This window comes from Gordonia sp. 135, assembly GCF_009720185.1.
Lineage (GTDB): Bacteria > Actinomycetota > Actinomycetes > Mycobacteriales > Mycobacteriaceae > Gordonia > Gordonia alkanivorans.
The window spans coordinates 4,822,175-4,844,674 of sequence record NZ_CP046257.1; the positions used below are offsets into that span (position 1 = coordinate 4,822,175).

19 protein-coding genes and 1 pseudogene are annotated in these 22,500 nt (G+C 67.3%); 12 read left to right on the top strand and 8 right to left on the bottom strand.

What is annotated here, in order from left to right; genetic code table 11:
- The first annotated feature begins 16 nt into the window (after positions 1-16).
- Positions 17-895: a LysR family transcriptional regulator gene (locus tag GKZ92_RS21785; RefSeq protein WP_006358046.1), complete on the top strand. Its 879-nt coding sequence runs from the start codon at positions 17-19 to the stop codon at positions 893-895.
- A 10-nt stretch (positions 896-905) separates the two neighbouring features.
- Here the strand turns inward: GKZ92_RS21785 and GKZ92_RS21790 are convergent, their stop codons facing one another.
- Genes GKZ92_RS21790 through GKZ92_RS21800 form a run of 3 tightly spaced genes read right to left on the bottom strand, consistent with a single transcriptional unit; the run spans position 906 to position 2,832 of the window.
- Positions 906-1,682: a hypothetical protein gene (locus tag GKZ92_RS21790; RefSeq protein ID WP_006358047.1), complete on the bottom strand. Its 777-nt coding sequence runs from the start codon at positions 1,680-1,682 to the stop codon at positions 906-908.
- 18 nt (positions 1,683-1,700) lie between these two features.
- Positions 1,701-2,141, bottom strand: coding sequence for a CoA-binding protein (locus GKZ92_RS21795; protein ID WP_006358048.1), 441 nt, complete (start codon positions 2,139-2,141; stop codon positions 1,701-1,703).
- A gap of 58 nt (positions 2,142-2,199) precedes the next feature.
- Positions 2,200-2,832, bottom strand: a complete 633-nt coding sequence (locus GKZ92_RS21800; protein WP_035753667.1) for a TetR/AcrR family transcriptional regulator — start codon at positions 2,830-2,832, stop codon at positions 2,200-2,202.
- 104 nt (positions 2,833-2,936) lie between these two features.
- Here GKZ92_RS21800 and GKZ92_RS21805 point away from each other — a divergent pair, with 104 nt between their 5' ends.
- A complete protein-coding gene (locus GKZ92_RS21805) occupies positions 2,937-4,070 on the top strand; it encodes a phosphotransferase family protein (protein WP_006358050.1) in 1,134 nt (377 codons plus the stop codon).
- Between the two features lie 4 nt (positions 4,071-4,074).
- Positions 4,075-5,211 carry a hypothetical protein gene (locus GKZ92_RS21810; protein WP_006358051.1) on the top strand — a complete coding sequence of 379 codons (1,137 nt, stop codon included), beginning with the start codon at positions 4,075-4,077 and terminating at the stop codon, positions 5,209-5,211.
- On the opposite strand, the gene GKZ92_RS21815 is transcribed toward GKZ92_RS21810, so the two are convergent.
- Positions 5,208-6,275, bottom strand: coding sequence for an alpha/beta hydrolase (locus GKZ92_RS21815; RefSeq protein ID WP_006358052.1), 1,068 nt, complete (start codon positions 6,273-6,275; stop codon positions 5,208-5,210). The genes GKZ92_RS21810 and GKZ92_RS21815 overlap by 4 nt on opposite strands.
- Before the next feature lie 227 nt (positions 6,276-6,502).
- On the opposite strand from GKZ92_RS21815, the gene GKZ92_RS21820 reads away from it, so the two are divergent.
- A complete protein-coding gene (locus tag GKZ92_RS21820; RefSeq protein WP_006358053.1) occupies positions 6,503-7,072 on the top strand; it encodes a type 1 glutamine amidotransferase domain-containing protein in 570 nt (189 codons plus the stop codon).
- A gap of 2 nt (positions 7,073-7,074) precedes the next feature.
- On the opposite strand, the gene GKZ92_RS21825 is transcribed toward GKZ92_RS21820, so the two are convergent.
- Positions 7,075-7,692 carry a maleylpyruvate isomerase family mycothiol-dependent enzyme gene (locus tag GKZ92_RS21825; protein ID WP_006358054.1) on the bottom strand — a complete coding sequence of 206 codons (618 nt, stop codon included), beginning with the start codon at positions 7,690-7,692 and terminating at the stop codon, positions 7,075-7,077.
- A gap of 136 nt (positions 7,693-7,828) precedes the next feature.
- Between GKZ92_RS21825 and GKZ92_RS21830 the strand changes: the two are divergent.
- Positions 7,829-9,150: pseudogene (locus GKZ92_RS21830) on the top strand (aspartate aminotransferase family protein).
- A gap of 24 nt (positions 9,151-9,174) precedes the next feature.
- On the opposite strand, the gene GKZ92_RS21835 reads toward GKZ92_RS21830, so the two are convergent.
- On the bottom strand, positions 9,175-11,202 hold the full coding sequence (locus GKZ92_RS21835; RefSeq protein ID WP_006358057.1) for an OPT family oligopeptide transporter: 2,028 nt from the start codon (positions 11,200-11,202) through the stop codon (positions 9,175-9,177).
- Between the two features lie 205 nt (positions 11,203-11,407).
- Here GKZ92_RS21835 and GKZ92_RS21840 point away from each other — a divergent pair, with 205 nt between their 5' ends.
- Complete coding sequence (locus GKZ92_RS21840) at positions 11,408-12,067, top strand: TetR/AcrR family transcriptional regulator (RefSeq protein ID WP_006358058.1); 660 nt, start codon at positions 11,408-11,410, stop codon at positions 12,065-12,067.
- Between the two features lie 132 nt (positions 12,068-12,199).
- Here GKZ92_RS21840 and GKZ92_RS21845 read toward each other — a convergent pair whose 3' ends face one another.
- Positions 12,200-13,807, bottom strand: a complete 1,608-nt coding sequence (locus GKZ92_RS21845; RefSeq protein WP_006359622.1) for a GMC oxidoreductase — start codon at positions 13,805-13,807, stop codon at positions 12,200-12,202.
- A 435-nt stretch (positions 13,808-14,242) separates the two neighbouring features.
- Here GKZ92_RS21845 and GKZ92_RS21850 point away from each other — a divergent pair, with 435 nt between their 5' ends.
- Positions 14,243-15,079 carry an SDR family oxidoreductase gene (locus tag GKZ92_RS21850; protein WP_006359621.1) on the top strand — a complete coding sequence of 279 codons (837 nt, stop codon included), beginning with the start codon at positions 14,243-14,245 and terminating at the stop codon, positions 15,077-15,079.
- An 8-nt stretch (positions 15,080-15,087) separates the two neighbouring features.
- Here the strand turns inward: GKZ92_RS21850 and GKZ92_RS21855 are convergent, their stop codons facing one another.
- Positions 15,088-15,504, bottom strand: coding sequence for a DUF5313 domain-containing protein (locus tag GKZ92_RS21855; protein ID WP_042375989.1), 417 nt, complete (start codon positions 15,502-15,504; stop codon positions 15,088-15,090).
- Positions 15,505-15,693: 189 nt separating this feature from the next.
- Here GKZ92_RS21855 and GKZ92_RS21860 point away from each other — a divergent pair, with 189 nt between their 5' ends.
- The 5 genes from GKZ92_RS21860 (at position 15,694) to GKZ92_RS21880 (ending at position 22,488) form a co-directional block, all read left to right on the top strand.
- Positions 15,694-16,179, top strand: coding sequence for a MarR family winged helix-turn-helix transcriptional regulator (locus tag GKZ92_RS21860; RefSeq protein ID WP_006359619.1), 486 nt, complete (start codon positions 15,694-15,696; stop codon positions 16,177-16,179).
- Between the two features lie 267 nt (positions 16,180-16,446).
- Complete coding sequence (locus GKZ92_RS21865; RefSeq protein ID WP_035753659.1) at positions 16,447-18,138, top strand: MDR family MFS transporter; 1,692 nt, start codon at positions 16,447-16,449, stop codon at positions 18,136-18,138.
- Between the two features lie 109 nt (positions 18,139-18,247).
- The gene (locus tag GKZ92_RS21870; protein WP_006359617.1) at positions 18,248-19,438 is read left to right on the top strand and encodes a CaiB/BaiF CoA transferase family protein; all 1,191 of its coding nucleotides are present in this window, start codon (positions 18,248-18,250) and stop codon (positions 19,436-19,438) included.
- Between the two features lie 94 nt (positions 19,439-19,532).
- Positions 19,533-21,065 carry a catalase gene (locus GKZ92_RS21875; RefSeq protein WP_006359616.1) on the top strand — a complete coding sequence of 511 codons (1,533 nt, stop codon included), beginning with the start codon at positions 19,533-19,535 and terminating at the stop codon, positions 21,063-21,065.
- A gap of 127 nt (positions 21,066-21,192) precedes the next feature.
- Positions 21,193-22,488 (top strand): competence/damage-inducible protein A, encoded by a 1,296-nt coding sequence (locus tag GKZ92_RS21880; RefSeq protein WP_035753656.1) that lies wholly within the window; start codon positions 21,193-21,195, stop codon positions 22,486-22,488.
- Positions 22,489-22,500 lie beyond the last annotated feature (12 nt).

Here is a 22,500-nt window from a genome sequence, read left to right on the forward strand (position 1 = left end):
GGTATCATCCTCAGTTATGGAGATGCGCCAGCTCGAGTACTTCGTCGCCGTGGCCGACGAGGAGAGCTTCACCTCGGCGGCGCAGCGGGTGCACACCACGCAACCCAACATCAGCGCACAGATCCGAGGCCTCGAACGCGAGCTGGGATCAGCGCTCTTCGATCGCTCCGCACGGTCGGTCCGGCTCACCGATGCCGGGCGGGCCGCCCTCCCCGCAGCTCGCGCGGCTCTGGCTGCGGCCCGAGAGGTGACCGATGCGGTGTCAGAGGTTCGCGGCCTGCTCCGCGGGAGTCTGTCGGTGGGAATGGTCGAGGGGTGCACCATCGCACCGCTGTTCGCCGCATTGGGCACCTTCGGTTCCGCCCATCCGAAAGTCGCTCTGAGCCTGCGGGAATCCCCATCGGATCAACTGATCTCCTCGGTCGTCGACGGCAGTCTCGACGTGGCGCTGACCGGCTACGGCGACGAGCTACCGCGCGGCATCGAATCACTCACCGTCATCGCCGAACCCGTCGTCGCGGTGGTCCCGGCCGACGTAGAGCGAAGCACCTCCACCGGGCTTGCGGACCTGCGACAACGGTCTCTCATCTGCCTGCCGCGCGGCGCGGGTATCCGGGCCGTCTTCGACGACGCCGCAGTCGCGCAGGGCGGTCCCATCCGACCCGCGATCGAGGCGTCGTCTCCCGACGCGATCGTCGAATTGGTGTGCGGCGGCATGGGAACCGGCATCCTGAGTGCATCCATCGCCGCGGCGGACGATCGGGTAACCGGCCTGCCGATCGAGGGCGTCGACGTCCGCGCACGACTCGGCTTCCTGTGGAGAAGCGACCCGTCTCCCGCGACGCGACGGTTCGTCGACGTCGCCCACGAGGCCTTCGGCCTCGGTCCGGACTGACGCGGCGAGCTCAGCTCGCCAGCGCGTCCCCGGTCTCTTCGGTCGGCTTCTCCGGAACAGCCGGGTCGATCGGATCATCGGTGGGTGCGCCGGCGATCCAGTCGCCGATGCTCAATCCGCGACGGCCCCAACGATGGTCGAACCTCTGCGCCCGCGCGGTAGCCTTCTCCAGCTTGGCCGGCGAGTAGCGGCGCCGGGCCCACGTCGACTTCGGCCGGGCCAGACGGATGGCACCGGCCCACGCGAAGATCGGGATGAAGACGCCGACGATCGCGGTCGAGTACTTGCCCTTGACGACGCAGAAGATGGCGGCGGCGATGTTGATCGGTGCGGTCAGGGCGAACGCGATGGGGCCGAACTCGACGTCCGCCTCCACGTTGAACGGGTTGAAGCCGAGGATGACCATCCCCAGGGCGGCCACCGTCAGGGCGACGACCTGCACCGAGAGTTGGCCTTCGCGTGACCAATACACGTCCTGGAGACGGAGGATCAGCGCGAACTCGTCGAGCACCAGCGATGCGCCGACCCCGACCAGGACAGCACTGATCGACGCACCCGGTTCGACGCCGTTCACGCCGACGGAGATGAACGCCCCGACGATCATCAGGGCGAGCCCCGGGACCATGTGGTGGACGTGGAGGCCATCGGACACGTTGTTCTTGAACGGTCCCTTGCCGGCGCGGATCAGCCGGGTGATCACCCGTGTCACCACGAAGGTCACCGTGAACGAGGCGAACAACAGGAACAGCGGAAGTCGTTGATGTGTCAGATCATCGAGGAACTCCACCGTCGACTCACTCCCTCATCATGCGGGCACGATGCCCGTGCGCCGCTGCTCGATGATCAGGCAGCGGTCCTCCACGTAGAGCAGTCCGGCGTCCTCGGCGATCTTGCGGGCTTCCTCCGACCGGATTCCGAGCTGCAGCCACAGCGCCGTCGCGCCGGCCTCGACCGCGGCGCGCGCAACGTCGGCGCACTCGGGACCGGGGCGGAACACGTCGACGAGGCCGACCTGTTCGGGGACGTCGGCGAGCGATCGGTGGACCTTCTCGCCGACGATCTCGTCGGCGGTCGGGTTGACCGGGATGATCCGCCACCCGAGGTGCTTCATGTGCGCGGGCACCTCGTTGGCGGGCTTGGCCGTGTTGGCACTGGCACCGACCACGGTGATGGTGTCGTAGGTGGACAGGATCTTCTCGACGATCTCGTCTGTGGTGCGGGGGCCGGCGGAGTCTGGGGTAGCCATTCTGTGAGTGTATGTGCCGACGACGGACGATTCGCCACGTCACCGGCGATCGGAAGGGTCAGCGCATCACACCGTGAAGGACGATGGCCACCAATCGCTCTGCCCAGGTGTCGTCGAATTCCTGGTCCCGCAGCAGAAGCACGTGCAACATCGCCGATCCGCCGACCACCTCGATCAGACGGTCGGGGTCGACGTCGGGGTGCACCTCGCCGCGTTCGACCGCGACCACCAACCTCTCGCGCACACCGCCGAAGACCGCGGCGAAGCCGGCGTGGACACGGGCGGCGAGGGCCGGGTCGGCGGACATGTCGGCGATCAGGCCGGGCAGCGCGACCCGGGTCACCGGTCTCGCGAACAGGTCCCGGGCGGCGTCGACCATCGACCGCAGATCGGCCTCCATCTCTCCGGTCGACGGAGGTAAGCGCGTCATCTGCGCGAACACCACGTCGTGTACGAGCTCGGCCTTACCCGACCATCGCCGGTACAGCGCCGTCTTGGTGGTACCCGCCCGCTCGGCGATCGCGGCCATCGTCAGGCGGTGGTAGCCCACCTCGACGACGAGTCGGGCCGCGGTGTCGAGCACCGCGGAGTCGATCCGCGCATCACGGGGCCGGCCGGCTGCCGCCTCGACGGATTCCGCTCGATCAAGGCCGGCAGCAGCGAGACCAGCACCATCACGTCCAGCGTCCATGGGCCCAACTCTCGTCGCAGTCGCTGTTTTGCCGAAGTCGCTGCGGTCCCGCGACCCGCCTGCTGTCATTACGCTACTCACCGTAGCGAATCTTGGGGGTGCCCGTGGCCACCGAACCCGCCGTCGAACGCATCGACCACCTACAACGATCCAGCAGGGACAACACCTCGGTCCCGGACATCCTCGCGTCTTGGCTCGCCCGACAACCCGACACCCCCGACGCCACTCCGGAGGTGACGGTCGCGGCCGGTGGCGACGCCAACGGCATGTCGTCGGAGACCATCCCGGTCACCGCGACCTGGCCGGGCTCCGACACCCGCGAGTGGGTGATGCGGATGGCGCCCGCGGCCGGTGACATCCCGGTGTTCCGCACCTACCGGATGGACCATCAGTTCGAGGTCATGCGCAAGGTCGCCGCACTGACCGACGTCCCGGTCCCGCGCGTGCATCACCTCGAGCCGACGGGATCGCTACTCGGTGCGCCGTTCTTCCTCATGGACCGTCTGGAGGGTGACGTGCCGCCCGATGTCATGCCGTACACGTTCGGCGACAACTGGTTTGCCGACGCGGACCCGGCCGATCGTCGTCGTGCGCAGGACTCCGCGGTCCACGTCATCGCCGACCTGCACGCCATCCCCGACGCGGCGGAGCACTTCGATTTCCTGCTCGACGACCTGCCCGCGGGGGACTCGATCCTGGCGCGACTGCTCGCCTGGCTGCAGGACTGGTACGACCTGTCGGTCGAGGACATCGGTAGGTCACCCCTCGTCGAACGGGCTCTGGAGTGGCTCACCACGAACTTCCCCGACGACGCCGCCTCCGCCGACCCCGTGCTGTCGTGGGGCGACTCCCGGCTGGGCAACATGATGTTCGTCGACTTCGAACCGACCGCCGTGCTCGACTGGGAGATGGCGAAGATCGGCCCACGCGAGCTCGATGCGGCATGGGTGATATTCGCGCACAGCGTGTTCCAGGAGCTCGCGACGATGGCCGGACTTCCCGGCCTACCCGACCTCCTCCGCGAGGAGGACGTCCGCGCAACCTATCGGGAACGTTCCGGCGCCGAGCTGGGCGACCTGCGCTGGTTCTATGTCTACGCCGCCGTGCAGTGGTGCTGCGTCTTCATGCGTACCGGCGCCCGACGCGTGCACTTCGGCGAACTCGAGCGGCCCGACGACGTCGACGGCACGCTCTTCTACCACCGTCCACTGCTCGAACGTCTCCTCGAGGAAGGCTGATCGCATGTCCGGTCTCGGACCGCTCGACGAGTTCCCGATTCATCAACTGCCACAACCGATCGCGTGGCCCGCGAACTCCGATCGCAACTTCTACGACCGCGCCTATCTCAACGCCCACGATCGCAGCGGCAGCATCTTCTTGATAACCGGGATCGGTTACTACCCCAACCTCGGGATCAAGGATGCCTTCGTCCTGATCCGGCGTCGCCAGGACGACGGTCCGGACACCCAGACCGCGGTGCACCTGTCCGATGCCATCGACGGTGATCGCCTCGACCAGCATGTCGGCGGTTACCGGCTCGCCGTCGACGAGCCCTTGCGCTCACTGCATCTCACTCTCGAGGAGACCGAGGGTATCGCCGTCGACCTGCACTGGGAAGGCCTGTTCGACCCAGTCCTCGAGCAGCCCCACATCATGCGGCAGGGCACCAAGGTCACCCTCGATGCACAGCGCTTCGCCCAGGTGGGCACCTGGCGCGGGTCCATCACCGTCGACGGCGAACACATCGCGGTCGACCCGTCCACATGGATCGGGACCCGCGACCGATCCTGGGGAATCCGGCCGGTAGGCGAGCCGGAACCCGCAGGGCGACCGGCAGATCCGCCCTTCGAAGGCATGTGGTGGCTGTACGTGCCGATGGCCTTCGACGACTTCCAGCTCGTCCTCATCGTCCAGGAGGAGCCCAACGGATTCCGCACCCTCAACGACTGCTCCCGCGTGTGGAAGGACGGCCGCGTCGAACAACTCGGCTGGCCGCGAATCTCGGTGCACTACGCCTCAGGGACCCGGATTCCCACCGGTGCAACCATTTCCGCCACCGCATCGGACGGATCGGCGGTGACGTTCGAGGTGGAGTCACTTCTCCCCGTCCCGATCCACGTCGGGGGCGGTTACGGTGGCGATCCCGACTGGCTCCACGGTGTCTGGCGAGGTGAGGACTTCACCGAGCGGCTCACCTACGACATGACCAGCCCGGAGATCGTGGGGCGCATGCCGTTCGGCGTCATCGACCACGTGGGACGGGCGACCTGCCGGGAAGGCGACGGCACCACCCGCACGGGCTGGGGCCTGTTCGAGCACGGTGCGCTCGGCCGCCACGACCCGTCGGGCTTCGCCGACTGGCTCAGCGTCGCACCCTAGTTCAGACTCGACAGGAATTCGTCGATCCGCGGCCACGTCTGCTCGACGGCCGCCGACCCGGCGATGAGTCCGAGATGGCTGGTCTCGACGGTCGCGAACTCGACGCGAGGTGACCCGGTGAACAGATCGACGCCGTGGTGGGCCGCCGCCCAGCTGACGATGGCGTCGCGGTGGCTGCCGAACAGTTGCACCGGCACCGAGACCTTCGCGAGGTCGACGGTGACGTCGTCGAAGGTGAGGACGCCGCGTGCCAGCTCGCCGCGCATGATGAAGTTTTCCCACATCTGCTCGGACGCCTTGCCCGGATATCCGGGCATCGTCTCCTGGAAACGGTCGATGGCCTTCATCCGAGTCAGCGCCTCGGTGTCGTCGGCGTTGCGGATGATGTAGCCGGGCTTCTTGAGTTCCCGCTGCCAGGCGGTGCCGCGGTAGGCGGTCCGCACGAGCGGGGCCGGGATGCCACCCAGGGCTCGCAGCGCGAGCGACACCGGTTTGGTCCCGATGGGCCGCATCAGGGTCTTCACCAGCGGGTACGGCGGGACCTGGTCGTAGTCCAGGGGGGTTCCGACCGCTGTGATCGACCGCACCGGCAGACCAGGGTCCGCGGCGGCGGTGAGGAACGAGATGGTGCCGCCGAGACTCCAGCTGAGCAGGTCGACGCCCTCGCCGGTCGACCGGCCGCCATCGAAGTCCGCCAGGGTCGCGGCGATCGCGCCGGGCACGATGTCGGCGAAGAAGTCGGCGAACCCGAGGTGGCGGTCGCCGCGGGTCATGTCCCCGAAGTCGAGCACGTACGGCACCCGTCCGGTGGAGAGCAGGTGTTCGACGACGCTCAGTCCCGGGGAGAGGTCGTAGCAGTCGGTCGACACCGCCAGCGGCGGGACGAGCAGCACCGGCCGCGTCGAGGCCCGCCGGGCGGAGTCGAGTTGTTCGACCGTGCCGTACCGCCGCACCTGCCGGTGCGGCGCGGTCACGAGCACGGTGTGCGGGGTTTGGTGCGATTCCCCGATCTCCCCGCCTCGGGCCAGGTGAACCAGCGTCGCGACGCCGTCGAGACCACCCATGACCGCTTCCCCCTTCACTTCGTCCGCCCCCGCGGGCGCGCGTGATCGCAGGCCATTCAACACGGTGCGTCGGCGAGCGACATGGTTGGGGCAGAGCGTGGGCGGGTATGTCCGGATCGAGGCACCACGGCGGGAGGCCGGTGCCGGCGATCAAGACGCGGTCGAACCGATCAGCCCGCACGGCGTTGCACATCCCTGTCCGCCGGTGCGTACGAGGAGGAGACACCATGGCCGAAGAACTCAACAACGTCACCGTCGCATTCCTGGTGGCCACCGAGGGTGCCGAGCAGGTGGAACTCACCGAGCCCTGGAAGTCTGTCGAGGCCTGCGGCGGGAAGCCGGTTCTGGTGTCCACCGATTCCGGCACCATCCAGGCCTTCGATCACCTGGACAAGGCCGACACCTTCCCCGTCGACAAGGTCCTCGAGGATGCCCGCATCGCCGACTTCGACGCCCTGGTTCTCCCCGGTGGCGTCGCCAACCCCGACTTCCTGCGCGCCTCGGCGCCGGCCGTGCGCTTCGTGCGTGGCTTCTTCGAGGCCGGTAAACCGGTCGCCGCGATCTGCCACGCACCGTGGACCCTCATCGAGGCCGACGTCGTACGCGGCCGCACCCTCACCTCGTTCCCCAGCATCAAGACCGACGTCATCAACGCCGGCGGCAACTGGATCGACGAAGAGGTCGTGACCTGTCGAAGCGGCGACAACGTGCTGATCACCAGCCGCAAGCCCGACGACCTCCCGGCGTTCAACGCCGCGATCGTCGCCGAGTTCGCCCACAGCCGGGTTCCCGGCTGAGGTCACACCACCGAGATCGGACCCTGCTCGCGTCCGGTGAGGATCAGCAACGCCTGCTCGCCCTGGCCGGTCAGCTCGGCCGCCTCCACCGCCGTGGCCAGGGCCGAGGCGAGCACCGTCCGCGGCAGCGTCGACGACGATCCGATGGCGCGGGCGATGTCGAGTCCGTGGACGGCCAGTTCGAAGGTTCTCGTCGGCAGATAGTGGGACAACAGGATCGAGCCCCACGGGGTGGCGACCCGCCGGTCGGCGATACCGCTGATCGCCTCGGCCGCGCGGTCCCGGCGTTCGGTCGCCCTTCGGAGCGGGTCTTCGCCGAGGTCGACGCCGGCGGCGACGCCGCGCGCGGTCACCTCCGGCGAGGACGCCAGCCCCTGGATTCGGGCGTAATAGCCTGCCACCGAATCGATGTCGACGACGTCCGGCTCGAGTTGGGCGAGATAGTCGGCGACCGTCGTCAACGAGCGGCTCGTGTGTCCGACCAGTGAACGGACCGACCAGTCCCCCAGTCCCGGCTGGTCCCACTGCTGCGGGCTCACCTCGGCGACCAGTGCCAGATAATGGTCGGCGCCCGCGAGGTAGTCCTCGATCGCCGCGCTCAACGGTTGCTCGACTGCCATGGTGTCTCCCTGGTTCTTCGGAGGAAACCGACTGCACAGCACACGATATTCGGCGTCGTGCCGCCGTGGTGTCCGAGGTCACCTGGGCCCCGGTCTGGATGCGCGCGGAGTGGTCGTCGCTCGTACGGTGTCTGTCATGACCACGCAGCCCGACAGCATCACCGGCGCCGCAGGCGTCGACACCCGCAATCTCGTCCGCTACGGCGGCCAGTTCTCGCCGGAGCTGATCGTCCGGGCATCGGGCAGCTGGGTCCACACCGCGGACGATCGACCCGTTCTCGACTTCACCTCGGGACAGATGTCGGCGATCCTCGGGCATTCGCATCCGGACATCGTCGCGACCGTCACCCGGCAGATCGGCGAACTCGATCACCTGTTCAGCGGGATGATCTCGCCTCCGGTACTGGAACTGTCGGCCCGGCTGTCGGACACGCTGCCCGACGCTCTCGACAAGGTGCTGCTGCTGAGCACCGGCGCGGAGTCCAACGAGGCCGCGATCCGCATGGCCAAGCTCGTCACCGGCAAGCACGAGATCGTGTCCTTCGCGCGGTCGTGGCACGGCATGACGCATGCCGCGGCGGCGTCGACCTACAGCGCCGGCCGCACGGGTACGGTCCGGTCGCGCCCGGCAATTTCGCGTTGCCGACGCCCAACCCCTACCGCCCCGACTTCACCAACCCCGACGGCGCTCTCGACTGGCAGCGCCAGCTCGACTTCGGTTTCGAACTCATCGACGCCCAGTCGACCGGATCGTTGGCGGCGTGCATCGTCGAACCGATCCTCTCCTCGGGCGGTGTGATCGACCCACCGGCCGGTTATTTCGCCGCACTCAAACGCAAGTGCGAGGAGCGCGGGATGCTGCTCATCGTCGACGAGGCGCAGACCGGACTGTGCCGCACCGGTTCCTGGTACGCCTTCGAGCGCGACGGCATCGTGCCCGACATCCTCACCCTGTCGAAGACGCTCGGTGCGGGGCTCCCGCTCGCCGCGGTCATCACCACCGCCGAGATCGAGCAGGCAGCCCACGACCGGGGCTACCTCTTCTTCACCACCCACGTGTCCGACCCGCTGGTGGCGGCCGTCGGCGTGACCGTGCTCGACGTCCTGCAGCGCGACGGCCTCGACACCCGTGCAGCACAAGCAGGTTCGGCCCTACGCGCCGGACTGCTCGAACTACAGGAGCGCCACGAATGCGTGGGCGACGTACGCGGCCGCGGACTCATGCAGGGCATCGAACTCGTCACCGACCGTGCGACCAAGCAGGGCGCCGACCGGCTCGGGTCTGCCGTGACCGCACGGTGTTTCGAGCTCGGACTCCACATGAACGTCGTCCAGCTACCGGGCATGGGCGGGATCTTCCGCATCGCACCCCCGCTGACCGCCTCCGACGAGGAGATCCGCACCGGTCTCGACATCCTCGACACCGCCATCGCCGAATGCGTCTCGGCGGCAGTCTGATCCGCCGAGACTGACCTCTCGGTCTCAGCCCTTGGGGTCGGTCTTGGTGGTGTCACCGGCGTCGAAAGCAGCCGCCTTCTCCGGCACCACACCGCTGGCGGCGGCCAGCTTGGCGATGCGGTCGTAGAGCAGGGCGACGACGCCGGCGAACACGATGACGCCGAGGATCTGCGCCCAGGTCTCGAAGCCGTCGCCGACGATGGCCAGCACGGAGTCGTCGCCGGTCGCGGCGACGATGCCCGCGAAGACCACGCCGAACAGTGCCTCACCGACGATCAGGCCGGTCGCGAGCAGCACTCCCATGCGCTTCTTGTGTTCGACTGCGCCGCCGCTGCGCTCGGCCCAGCGGTTGTAGAAGTGACCGAGGAAGGCGCCCACCGGGATGATCAGGGTGACCGACATCGGCAGGTACATGCCCATGCCGACCGCGAGCGGCGGCAGCCGGAACTTGCCCGCACGACCCAGCAGTTCGTCGATGAGGATGACGATCGCGCCGATGAGGGCTCCGAGTCCGATGAGGGCCCAGTTCAGATCGGCGCCGAGCACACCCTTGGCGAGGGTGGACAGCAGGCCCGCCTGCGGTGCGGCCAGAGCGTCGGGGCCGGCGCCGGGAGCACCCACGAAACCGAAGACGTCGTACATCAGTCCGAGGATCGGCGGGATGATCGCCGAACCGAAGAGCACACCGATCACCAACGCCACCTGCTGCTTCCACGGTGTCGCGCCGACCAGCTGACCGGTCTTGAGGTCCTGCAGGTTGTCATTGGAGATCGTCGCGACGCCGAAGACCACCGCGGCCGTGAACAACGTGTAGGCGATCAGGGCGTCGGTTTGGGCGGAGTCGGCACCACCGAAGGTCGCCTTGATGAGGAGAGCGGCGATGAGGACCACCAGGATGCCGACGCCGGAGATCGGGGAGTTCGACGAGCCGATGAGACCGGCCATGTAGCCGCAGACCGCCGCCACCGCCAGGCCGATGACGAAGACGAAGACGACGCTCACCGCGATGATCCCGGCTGCGCTGCCATCGAGGACCGTGCCGTGCACGAAGTCCCACAGAAGCAGACCGATCGGGATGAGCAGCACGAGGATGCTGCCGCCGACGATGTTGAACGGGATGTCGCGCTCGGTGATGTCTACGGTCACCCCCTCGCGGCGGGACCGCGACGATGCCAATGAGCCCTTGATCCCGCTTGCGATGGGTCCCATCACCTTGATGAGAGTCCAGATCGCAGCGATGGCGATCGCGCCGGCGCCGATCAGCCGGACGTCGTTGGCGAACACCGAGGAGACGACATCGCTGAGCGACTCTCCTGCCTCACCCTGGTTCTGGCTCTCGATGGGCAGCAGGACGCCGTAGGAGATCACCAGACCGACGAGCATCGCGACACCGACGGTGACGCCGACGAGGTGCCCGATGCCGATGAGCGACATCGAGAGTCCGGCACTGAACAGCGTGCCGCCCGCGCCGACCTTGATCGTCGTCGCGATCGAGTCGCTCAAGACCTTCAGCTTCGTCAGCAGAGCGAAACCCGCCGACGCGATCGAACCGATGACGATCGTGCGCAGACCGGCCTTGTTCTCCGCGGCACCGCCGGCCGAGTCGCCGACCTTCAGGACCTCAGCCGCCGCAACACCTTCCGGATAGGGCAAATCGGATCCGGTGACCAGCGCCCGGCGCAGCGGGATCGAATACATCACGCCGAGGATGCCGCCGATCGCACAGACGGCGACCGTGATCCAGTACGGGAATCCCGTCCACCACCCGATGATCACCAGACCGGGGATCACGAAGATGATCGCCGACAGCGTGCCGGCAGCCGACGCGATCGTCTGGACGATGTTGTTCTCCACCACCGAGTGGTTGGCGAAGTACCGCAGGATGCTCATCGAGATCACCGCCGCCGGGATGGCGGTGGCGAACGTGAGCCCGACCTTGAGACCGAGATAGACATTGGCCGCCGTGAAGACGAGGGTGATGACTCCGCCGAGGATGACCCCTCGGAGCGTCAGCTCTCGCAGACTCGTCGTGGCCGTGGGCGTGATCGCCATCAGGTCCCCTCACACAGGTCGTGGACGGCCCGCCGCGTGAGGGCGTGGACCGGATTCACTTGAGTACAGTCGATCCACCTTAGGGCCGGGTGGCCTGACCGACGCAAACCGGTCCGTCCGCGGAGGTCGGCGCGCGCGTCGGGACCCGGATAACAGGTCACAATCCCGGCGCCGCAAGCCTACGACGGTAGGGCATCATCTACCCATGACCGATGGGAAGACGGAGCAGTCTGCCCGTACCCGCCAGGCGCTGATCAGCGCGGCTGAGGAGCTGATCGCGCTGCACGGCGTGTCTGCGGTCTCCAGCAGGCAGATCAGCAAAGCCGCCGGTCAGGGCAACAACTATGCGGTCGGCCATCACTTCGGTTCCAAGGACGACCTGATCCGGGCCACCCTCGACAGACACAACGCCACCATCGATCGAATGCGTCAGAAGGCGCTCGACGCGATCGGACCGGACCCGGAGGTCCGCGACTGGATCCGGTGTCTGGTGTGCCCGGAGATCGAGTATGTCGGCGGGCTCGGCGCCCCGACGTACTTCGCCCGGTTCTTCGCGAATGTCTCCAGCGATCCGGCCACCACCATCCTGCTGTACGAGAAGATGGGCGAGTCGAAACCGCTGCTGGCGATCCTCGAGGGCTTGTACGGTGCGCTGCCGGAGTTCCCCGGTCCCGTTCTCGAGATCCGCAACAACATGACGCGCCACATCATCGTGAACATCCTGGCGGACATCGAGCGCGCCGCCGATTCCGGTGATCGCCCGGTCACGCCCTGGCAGCACCAGTGCTCGATCGTCGTCGACGCCCTCACCGGCATGTGGCTCGCCCCGGTCACCCCGACCACCGCGACCGAGAACCACCCCTGAACAGCGCGCCTGGAAACCGCCCGGTGCAGCGACATCGCCGACATAGTGTCATCGGGCGGCCCCTGGTGGGTGCATTCCATCGGCGGACCTCCTCTCGATCCCTGAGGTGCGAGCGAAGCGAGCCACGAAGGGTCAGATCGTGGCCCCCACGTCCTTGGCGACGATGTGGTCGAGCGCGCGTTCGGCCACCGCGGCGATGGTCATGGACGGGTTGCAGGCTGCGGTGGTGCCCGGCATGAGCGCACCGTCGAGGACGTAGAGACCGGGCTGCCCCTTGACCCGCCCCTCGAGGTCGCAGACCGTGCCCATGTTGGCGCCCCCGAGTGCATGCCACGTCGACGGGAAGAATGCGTTGGTGTCGGTGAGGATCGCGTCGGGCCCGGCGATCCTGCGGACCGCGCCGTCGATGTGTTTGGTCTGGATCTCCGAGTCGCCCTCGTGCGGCCACTTGATGATCGCGTCGCCGGCCCTCGAGTCGTAGGAGATGACTCCGCGTCCGGAACTGACACCGAAGCCCACCAGCATCGTGGTCCCGGCGTAGACCGGCATCGGGGGCAGAGACGCCTGGATGACGGTGAACGCACTCTTCGGGTTGCTCCAATTGGGACTGCCGTACACAACCGGACCGCCTTGCGCCGTGCCGAAATCGATGCTCGGGCTCGTCCACGTGTAGATGCGGTCGGCATTGGTCCCCCAGCCGCGGCCGAGGCCATCGGGCAGGTCGGTGATCGCGCCTGCCTCGCGGGCCCGCACGAGAAGCTTGGTGGTGTTGACACTGCCCGCCGCCATGATGAGCGTCTTGGTGACGATCTCTTTGTGCTCCAGCACCTTTCCGGTCTCATCGGTGCGTTCGACGTCGAGGGACCACTTGCCGTCCTTCCGCCTGCTGACCTGCCGGACGGTGTGCAGTGTCCGCACGGTCACGAGCCCGGTCGCCTCGGCCTGCTTGATGTAGGTGACGTCGACGCTGTGCTTGCCGCCGTTGTTCACGCCGATCGCGCCGTCACCGTTGGTGTAGGACGGCTTCATCTCACCGCGGAGCTCCGCCTCGGCGTATCCCCAGTCGATGGGCATCGGGATTTTCTGCAGCGGGAGTCCCTCGGCGCGAACCCGTTTGGCGAACTGACGCGGGGCCAGATACTGGGGTGACCGCACCACCGAGTCGGGTGCCACCGCGACCTTGAGCATCTCGGCGACCCGCGGATAGTGCACGCGGTTCATCAGCTGCCAGTCGAGAGCGTTGGGGAAGTGCTCGTTGAAGACCGCCTCGCTCGGCTGCAATGTCATGCCCTGATAGACCAGCGATCCGCCACCGAGTCCCGCCGGACACAACGCCGTCATGTTCTCGCCCGCAACCGATTCGAACAGTCCCACATAGGGTTCGACGCTCAGCGGTTTACCGAACAGATTCGGTGTGGACTCGTGCCACAGCATGCGTTTGTCGGGGCTCAACGCCCGCGGGAAGGTCTCCGAGTTCGGCCCGGTCGGCCATCGCTTCCCCCGCTCGAGCATCAGGACAGGCACACCGGCCTGCGCCAGGCGGAGTGCCGAGACACCTCCACCGAATCCGGAGCCGACCACCACCACCCGATGCTCCTCCCGGGTGCGCCGGACACGGCGCGTCGGCGCCGCCGACGCCGGGGTCCCGTTCGCGGACACAGCGATCGCGCCCGCTGCGCCGGCCGCGGTGACCGCCGCAGCCTTGAGGAAGGTTCGTCTCGTCGGTAACGCCCCGGACATGGATCTCCTGTCGTCGGTGCACGAGACGATCCCGCACACGCATGCACTGAGGAAGTCACGGCACTCTCGACCGCGATAGGGAGAAGATGACGTCTGCGAGATGCAGCCGCCCGAAGCAGAATTCGGCATGAACACAGTCCTGTCAAGGGCTACAACGGTTTTCGTCCCTCGTTCTGATCAGCTCGCCGCAAGGCTTGACAGATGCTGAGTCATATGACTGAATCGATGGCCAGCGGGTCAACACGACAGACCCACAGCCGACGATCGACCCGGGGTGGGTCTGTCGAGTAGGGCCGCGGATCCGGCGGGCTCTTCTGATGCGCCCCCTCGGTCATGGTGCGCTGAGGGGTGCACACCCTGACCGGGTCTCGTGTCCAACTTGCTGCCCGCGTTCGCTGTTAGGGTGGCCCGATTATTCGCGGCCGGGGGAGATGCATGTCAGATCACTTGCAGGACAAGACCATCATCATCACGGGAGCCGGTGGCGGATTCGGCAAGGCCATCGCCCAGAGGTGCGCCTCGCGTGGTGCCCATGTCGTCGGCGTGGACATCGACACCGACGGTCTGACCGCCGTTGTCGACGGCATCGTCGCCGCCGGCGGATCGGCGGTCGCGCAGGTCGCCGACGTGACCGACATGGCACAGATGCGGTCGGCCGCAACGCTCGCCGTCGAGAAGTTCGGGGCCATCGACGTCATCGTCAACAACGCCGGCGTCATGCCGTTGGCCTTCTTCGCCGATCACGAACGCGCCTGGGAGAAGTGGCACAAGGCCATCGACATCAACATCAAGGGCGTCGTGAACGGCATCTCCGCCGTCTACGACCAGATGATCGCGCAGGGCCGCCGGCAGGTCGTCAACATCGCGTCGATCTACGGCAACGGCGGCTTCGAGGGATCGGGTGTCTACAGCGCGACGAAGGCGGCGGTCACCATGCTGTCGGACTCGTTGCGGATCGAGGCGAAGGGCAAGATCAAGGTCACCACGGTCAAGCCCACCGGTGTCGCGGGCACCAATCTGGCGAGCTGGATCGTCAATGACCGCGCGATCCGCGGCATCGTCGGCCAGCGCGCGGCGTCGTACCGGGAGCACGTCGTCCAGATGCTCAAGGGCGAACTACCGCCCGAGCTGACCGACGCGGACTCGATCCGGTACTGGCTCATCACTCCCGAGGACCTGGCCGACGCCGTCGTCCACGTCATCGATCAGCCCTGGGGGATCAGCCTCTCTGACGTGACCGTGCGCGCGAGCGGCGAGGACTACCTGTACTGACCTCGCAATCAGCGGCGACGATGCTCCCCGCGGTACTTGCGGTGGTACTCGTCGTACAGATCGGAGTTCTTCTCCCGCTCGAGCCGGTTGATCAGGTCTGGGTTGAGTCCGTGCTGGGCCAGCCGATGACGGCGGTACACGCGGTTCAGCGCGATCGAGAAGAACAGGTAGGCGATGAGGATCGGAAACGTCATGATGACCCGCACACCCCAGTCCGCCGGGACGAACATCATCGGGCTCACGAGGATGATGCAGGGGATGGCCCACCGCACGACCATCCGCCACGAGGCCCCGGGTCCCGCGAGGTCGTTCTCGACCCAGGCGGTCATCGACTTCGGCAGGGGCGCCCAGTAGCAGTACTTGATGTACTCCCAGACGTTCGGGGTGGTGCGTTGTGTCGTGCTCACTCCTCGATCGTGCCCCATCGGGGAGGCCGACTCCAAGCAGGTTGACGCAGGCCACACTCCCGTCGACCGGGCCGCTCCCACGCGATCGCCCATAGACAGACCCCGATAATCGGGCAAATGGGCCATGGCTGCGTGTGCTCGACGGCTGTTCGGTCGGTAGTCTGACCGCGACTCGGCACGGCGTACCGGCGAAAGGACTCCCCGATCATGAGCTCGGACCCGACGGCTGCCGACCCCATCGGCCCCGACGCCATCGGCGGCCTGGAAGCCGAGCTCACCGATTTCTGGCGACGCGGCCGAATCCGGACGCGTCTGCGGGCCCGCGAGATCGACGGCCGTCTCGACCCGTCGTGCTATCCGCTCATCTCCGTGCTCGCCCGTCACAACTCGATGCCGATGTCCGACCTGGTCAGTGCGGTCGGGATGGAGAAGTCGACGGTCACGCGGCAGATCGACGCGGTCGTACGACTCGGGCTCGCCGAGCGGCACCCCGACCCGCGTGACGCACGGGCCCGCATGGTCACGCTGACCGATCATGGGCGCGAACGGGTCGACGCCGTTCTCGCGTCGGCGATCTCCGAGTGGCGAGCCCGTCTGGCCCAGTGGAACCCCGAGGACATCCGCACCCTCACACGCCTGCTCCACCGGCTCGGCGAGGCGACCAACGACCCGGTCGTCGACCCGGAGTCCTGACGCGCCGGGTCGGGCAGGCGGCACAATTCCCCACCGGGTTCCGGGCATCGGGAATAACCCGTTTAGTTGCGCGTTACACCTTTCGCGCCCTATAGTTGCAGCATTCAACTAAACGGGCGGCGGCCTATGCCGGACCCCCGTTTCCGCCAGCTGTTCCCGGCACCTGAGTCCACGAGGTCGACGAGCCCGTTTTTCGTCGATGTTCTGTGGTCGCCGCCATCCGGCTCCGTCCACACGGCGCACGCACGACCCCGGAGGAACCCCCGTATGACAACGTCCCCACCACAAGTGGAACCCGTCGACACACCGATGACCCACAAGCAGCGCATCAACGCGCTGATCGGCCTGCTGCTCGGCATGTTCGTCGCCCTGACCTCGGCCACGATCGTGTCCAACGCATTGCCGACGATCATCACCCAGCTACACGGCACCCAGGATCAGTACACCTGGGTCGTGACGGCGACCCTGCTCGCTTCCACGGCCGCCACCCCGATCTGGGGAAAGCTGTCCGACGTCTTCAGCAAGAAGCTCCTCGTCCAGCTGTCGCTCGGCGTGTTCACGATCGGCTCGATGCTCGCCGGTCTGTCGACCTCGGTCTCGATGCTGATCGGCTTCCGCGTGATCCAGGGCCTCGGCCTCGGCGGCATGCAGTCGCTGGTCATGATCGTCATCGCGTCGATGTTCAGCCCGCGTGAGCGCGGCCGCTACCAGGGCGCCATCGCCGGCGTCATGTCGATCGCAACCGTCGCCGGACCACTGATGGGCGGCGTCATCGTCGACACGAGCTGGCTCGGTTGGCGCTGGACGTTCTACGTGTGTGTCCCGCTGGCCGTCATCGCCATGATCGTCGTGCAGCGCACCCTCAACCTCCCGGTCGTCCGGCGCAAGGTCTACATCGACTACGCCGGAGCCCTGCTCATCTCGGCCGGCGTCAGTGTCATCCTGATCTGGGTCACCCTCGCCGGCAAGAACTTCGACTGGGTCTCGGGCGTGTCGTTCGGTCTCGTCGCACTCGGACTCGCCCTGCTCGCCGTCGCGATCTGGGTGGAGTCCAGGGCCAAGGACCCGATCATCCCGCTGCACCTGTTCAAGGAGCGCACGACCACCCTCGCGACCATCGCCAGCATCGCGGTCGGTGTGGCCCTGTTCGGCGGCGCGGTGTTCCTGGGCCAGTATTTCCAGATCGCCCGCGGCTACTCCCCCACCGCGGCCGGGTTGCTGACCCTCCCGATGGTCTTCGGCTCGGTGGTCTCGGCGACCCTCTCCGGGCGCCTCATCACCAAGTACGGCCGCTGGAAGAACTACCTGGTCGCCGGCTCGATCGTGATGGCGGTCGGCTTCGGCCTCCTCGCGACGATCGACGCCCACACCAACATGGCGGTCCTGAGCGGCTACCTGTTCGCGCTGGGACTCGGTATGGGCATGACGATGCAGAATCTGGTGCTCGCGGTGCAGAACACCGTGGAGCCGAAGAACCTCGGTGCGGCCACCTCGACCGTGACCTTCTTCCGCTCACTCGGTGGTGCAGCCGGCGTCTCGGTGCTCGGAGCGGTGCTGTCGAACCACGTCACCGACCTGATCGGTAAGGGCCTGCGCGCGATCGGCATCACCCAGTCCGGCTCCGGCGGTGCCGGCCTGTCCAACCTCAACGAACTGCCCGCACCCATCGCGGCGATCGTCCGCGGCGCGTACGGCGACGGCACAGCCCGGATCTTCCTGGTCTCGATGGCGATGGCGATCGTCGGCACGATCGCGGTCCTCTTCATCAAGGAGGTCGCTCTCAACACCCTGACCGGTGAGGAGCAGCGGCTCGCCGCGGAGGCGGCCGTGGAGACGGCCGACGAGGAGTTCGCCCAGGTCATCGCCGGCGAGACGTTCGACGGCACAGGGGTCGACGCCGACCTCGACCGGCGGGCGCTCGCCGACCCGGCGGTGAAACCGGTCGACCGCAGCTCATGACCCCCGCCCGCGACGGCGCACAACGCCGATCGTGACGCGGGACTCACAGATGGTCGGGTTGATCCCGATCGCGTTGACGAACCCGACAAGTGCAGGTGATCCTTGGCCGGTGAATTCGGACCAGTCGCCCTCCTCGGACTCAGCCCTGCTGCCGCTGGAGGGGATCACCGTCGTCGCCCTCGAGCAGGCCGTCGCCGCTCCCCTCGCCACCCGGCACCTCGCCGACCTGGGTGCACGGGTCATCAAGGTCGAGCGCGTGGGTGAAGGGGACTTCGCCCGGCAGTACGACTCGGCTGTACGCGGCGGCGCGGGTTCGCATTTCGTGTGGCTGAACCGCGGCAAGGAATCGGTCGAACTCGACCTCAAGAGCGAAGCCGGCCGCGACGCGATCAAGACGCTGATCGCCGGAGCCGACGTCTTCCTGCAGAACCTGGCTCCCGGCGCCGCGGCGCGCCTCGGACTCGGCGCCGACGTCCTGCGCGCCGACCATCCCGAACTGATCGTCGTCGACATGTCCGGCTACGGCGACGCCGGCCCGTTCCGCGACCGCAAGGCCTACGACATGCTCGTCCAGGCCGAGACCGGCCTGATCTCCGTGACCGGGACGCCCGAGGACATGACCAAGACCGGCATCCCGTCCTCCGACATCGCCGCCGGGATGTACGCCCTCACCTCGGTGCTGTCGGCGCTGTTCCGCCGCGCCACCACCGGCATCGGCGCACGGGTGGCCGTGTCGATGTTCGACTCCACGGTCGAGTGGATGGGTCACGCCATGTACATGCGGCTCTACGGCGGCAAACAGATCGCTCGCGTCGGCCTCGGCCACGCGGCGATCGTGCCGTACGACAAGTACCCCACCCAGGACGGCACCATCCTGATCGGGGTCCAGAACGACCGCGGGTGGGACACGCTGACCCGCGTCGTGCTCGATCGCCCGGATCTCGCCGAGGACCCCCGGTACAAGACCAACATCGATCGCGTCTCCCGTCGGGCGGAGGTCGACGCCGTCATCGCGGCGGAGACCAAACGGTTCACCACCGAGGAGCTCGACCGGCGCCTCGCCGACGCAGGTGTGCCGGCCGCCGAGATCCGCGATCTCGAGGCCGTGGTCGAGCATCCGCAGCTCGGCGAACGCGACCGCTGGCGCGACGTCGACACCGAGGTCGGACCGATCAAGGCGGTGCTGCCGCCGATGACGTTCGACGACGTCGAGCTCGCGATGGGACCGGTACCCGCCCTGGGCGAACACACCGACGCGGTGCTCCGCGAGTTCGGCATCGTCGCGGGCGAGCGGCCGTGACGGCGATCGGCTCAGCGTAGGATCGGCTGGGCGGACCTGCAGCCCTCGGGTCGCGCATTTTCTTGCACGGATACGACGACCTCTCGGAGGCGATATGTCCGACGATTCGCTCTACACAACCCGGGATTCGGGCGCGCCGGCCGGGAGTGACGAACACTCTCTGACCGTGGGCGCCGGAGGACCGATCGTCCTGCACGATCACTATCTGATCGAGCAGATGGCCCAGTTCAACCGCGAACGAATTCCCGAACGACAGCCACATGCCAAGGGCAGTGGCGCTTTCGGGACGTTCGAAACCACCGAGGACGTCTCGGCCTACACCAGCGCCGCACTGTTCCAGCCCGGCGTGAAGACCGAGATGGTGGCGCGGTTCTCGACGGTGGCCGGCGAACGCGGCAGCCCCGACACCTGGCGTGACCCACGCGGTTTCGCGCTGAAGTTCTACACGTCCGAGGGCATCTACGACATGGTCGGCAACAACACGCCGATCTTCTTCGTCAAGGACCCGATGAAGTTCCAGCACTTCATCCGCTCCCAGAAACGTCGGCAGGACAACAACCTTCGCGACCACGACATGCAGTGGGACTTCTGGACGCTGTCGCCCGAGTCCGCCCACCAGGTCACCTGGCTGATGGGCGACCGCGGCATCCCGAAGACGTGGCGTCACATGAACGGCTACAGCTCGCACACGTATCTGTGGGTCAACGCCGAAGGCGTGAAGCACTGGGTCAAATACCATTTCAAGTCCGACCAGGGCGTCGAGCACCTGACGCAGCACGAGGCCGATCAGATGGCCGCTGCCGACACCGATTTCCACACCCGGGACCTGTTCGAGAACATCGACGCCGGTAACCATCCGAGCTGGACGCTGAAGGTCCAGCTCATGCCGTTCGACGACGCGGTGGGCTACCGGTTCAACCCATTCGACCTGACCAAGGTGTGGCCGCACGGCGACTACCCGCTGATCGACGTCGGCAAGATGACGCTGCACACCAACCCGGTCGATCATCACACGCAGATCGAGCAGGTCGCCTTCGAGCCGAACAACGTCGTGCCCGGCATCGGCTTCAGCCCCGACCGGATGTTGTTGGGCCGCGTCTTCTCCTACGCCGACGCCCACCGGCACCGTCTCGGCGGCAACTACAAGCAGATCCCGGTCAACGCGCCCAAGAACGAGGTCCACTCGTACTCCAAGGACGGCGCGATGCGTATCCACAACGTCACCGACCCGGTCTACGCACCCAATTCCAAGGGAGGCCCGTCGGCGCTGTATCCCGGTCAGGGCGAACCACAGTGGGCGGCCAACGGCGAGATCCTGCGCAGCGCCTATGTCGATCATCCCGAGGACGACGACTGGGGCCAGGCGGGAACGCTGGTCCGCGAGGTGTTCGACGACGACGCGCGAGAGCGGTTCGTCGACAACGTCGTCGGCCATCTCCTCAACGGTGTCTCCGAACCCGTTCTGCAGCGCGCGTTCGAGTACTGGCACCGCGTCGATCCCGACATCGGTGCCCGCATCAAGTCGGGCGTGACCGAGAAGAAGGACGAGTCCGACCCGAAGTCGGATGACCAGGCCAACCCGGCCCGGTCGTCGATGCAGGAGAAGGCGAAGGCCGAGAAGGCGTAGAGAACCTCACTCCCAGATCTCAACTCGGCCGCCAGACTTCGATCGAAGTCTGGCGGCCGAGTTGAGTTCGTACGGTTCGAACCAGCAGGCACCCTCACCGGAGGAGTCCCCGACTAGGCTCGAACCCGTGACTGTGCGCGCAGGAATCGTGGTGACCGGAACCGAGGTACTGACCGGACGGATCGCCGACCAGAACGGCCCGTGGGTGTCCGAGCAACTACTCGCGGCCGGCGTCGACGTCGCCCACATCACGATCTGCGGGGATCGCCCTGCCGACCTCACCGCGCAGCTGCGATTCCTCGCCGACCAGCAGGTCGATCTCATCGTCACCAGTGGCGGTCTCGGTCCCACGGCCGACGACCTCACGGTGGCGACGGTCGCCGAGTTCTGCGGGCGCGACCTGCAGCTCGACCCGGCTCTCGAGGAGCACATCGCCGGCATCATCCGACGCTGGCGACCCGACACCGTCGACCTCGACGACGGCCCGACCCGCATCGGTATCCACAAGCAGGCCCGCGTTCCCGCCGGTGCCGTGGCGATACCGCCCACCGGCACGGCGCCGGGCGTCGCCATTCCCGCAGTCCCCGGTACGCAACCCTTGCCGGCGATCCTCGTCCTGCCCGGCCCGCCCGGTGAACTTCAGGCGATGTGGCCGGCCGCGATCGCCTCACCCGCCATCGCCGACGTGGTGTCCCGGGCAGACGACCTCACGCAGGAGACCATCCGGGCCTACGGTCTGCATGAGGCCGAGCTCGCCGAGACCCTGCGCCGTGCCGAGGAGACCATTCCCGGCTTCGCTGCCCTCGAGATCACCACCTGCCTGCGACGCGGGGAACTCGACATGGTCACCCGGTTCGCCGCCGCCGACACCGCCACCTACGGACAGCTGTTGGACTTTCTCACCGAACACCATGGGAGACAGATTTTCTCGACCGACGGATCGACGATCGAGGACCAGCTCATCGCGACCCTCGACGGTCGGCTGATCGCCACGGCGGAATCCTGCACCGGCGGGCTCGTCGCAGCTCGACTCACCGACCGTCCCGGCTCCTCCGCCTACGTCACGGGCGGCGTCGTGTCGTACTCCAACGACGCGAAGTCCGATCTCATCGACGTTCCCGCCGAACTCATCGCCTCACGCGGCGCGGTCAGCGAGGAGGTCGCCGCGGCGATGGCCGAGGGAGCCCTCCGCCATCTCAAGTCCGATGTCGCGGTGTCGACCACCGGAATCGCCGGTCCCGACGGCGGCACCGAGGCCAAGCCGGTCGGCACCGTCTGCTTCGGCGTCGCGATCAAGGGCCGCCCGACCCACACGATCACGCGGCGCTTCCCCGGTGACCGGGAACGGGTCCGCTCCCTCACCACCACCGCCGCGCTGCATCTGGTTGTCGCACAGCTGAAGCGAGACCGGGCCGCCGGCTGACCTCCGCTGATC

Coding starts and splice junctions, on each gene's coding strand:
- GKZ92_RS21785 (WP_006358046.1), top strand. CDS start 17: ATGGAGATGCGCCAGCTCGAGTACTTCGTCGCCGTGGCCGACGAGGAG.
- GKZ92_RS21795 (WP_006358048.1), bottom strand. CDS start 2,141: ATGGCTACCCCAGACTCCGCCGGCCCCCGCACCACAGACGAGATCGTC.
- GKZ92_RS21800 (WP_035753667.1), bottom strand. CDS start 2,832: ATGGACGCTGGACGTGATGGTGCTGGTCTCGCTGCTGCCGGCCTTGAT.
- GKZ92_RS21810 (WP_006358051.1), top strand. CDS start 4,075: ATGTCCGGTCTCGGACCGCTCGACGAGTTCCCGATTCATCAACTGCCA.
- GKZ92_RS21815 (WP_006358052.1), bottom strand. CDS start 6,275: ATGGGTGGTCTCGACGGCGTCGCGACGCTGGTTCACCTGGCCCGAGGC.
- GKZ92_RS21820 (WP_006358053.1), top strand. CDS start 6,503: ATGGCCGAAGAACTCAACAACGTCACCGTCGCATTCCTGGTGGCCACC.
- GKZ92_RS21825 (WP_006358054.1), bottom strand. CDS start 7,692: ATGGCAGTCGAGCAACCGTTGAGCGCGGCGATCGAGGACTACCTCGCG.
- GKZ92_RS21835 (WP_006358057.1), bottom strand. CDS start 11,202: ATGGCGATCACGCCCACGGCCACGACGAGTCTGCGAGAGCTGACGCTC.
- GKZ92_RS21840 (WP_006358058.1), top strand. CDS start 11,408: ATGACCGATGGGAAGACGGAGCAGTCTGCCCGTACCCGCCAGGCGCTG.
- GKZ92_RS21845 (WP_006359622.1), bottom strand. CDS start 13,807: ATGTCCGGGGCGTTACCGACGAGACGAACCTTCCTCAAGGCTGCGGCG.
- GKZ92_RS21850 (WP_006359621.1), top strand. CDS start 14,243: ATGTCAGATCACTTGCAGGACAAGACCATCATCATCACGGGAGCCGGT.
- GKZ92_RS21855 (WP_042375989.1), bottom strand. CDS start 15,504: ATGGGGCACGATCGAGGAGTGAGCACGACACAACGCACCACCCCGAAC.
- GKZ92_RS21860 (WP_006359619.1), top strand. CDS start 15,694: ATGAGCTCGGACCCGACGGCTGCCGACCCCATCGGCCCCGACGCCATC.
- GKZ92_RS21865 (WP_035753659.1), top strand. CDS start 16,447: ATGACAACGTCCCCACCACAAGTGGAACCCGTCGACACACCGATGACC.
- GKZ92_RS21875 (WP_006359616.1), top strand. CDS start 19,533: ATGTCCGACGATTCGCTCTACACAACCCGGGATTCGGGCGCGCCGGCC.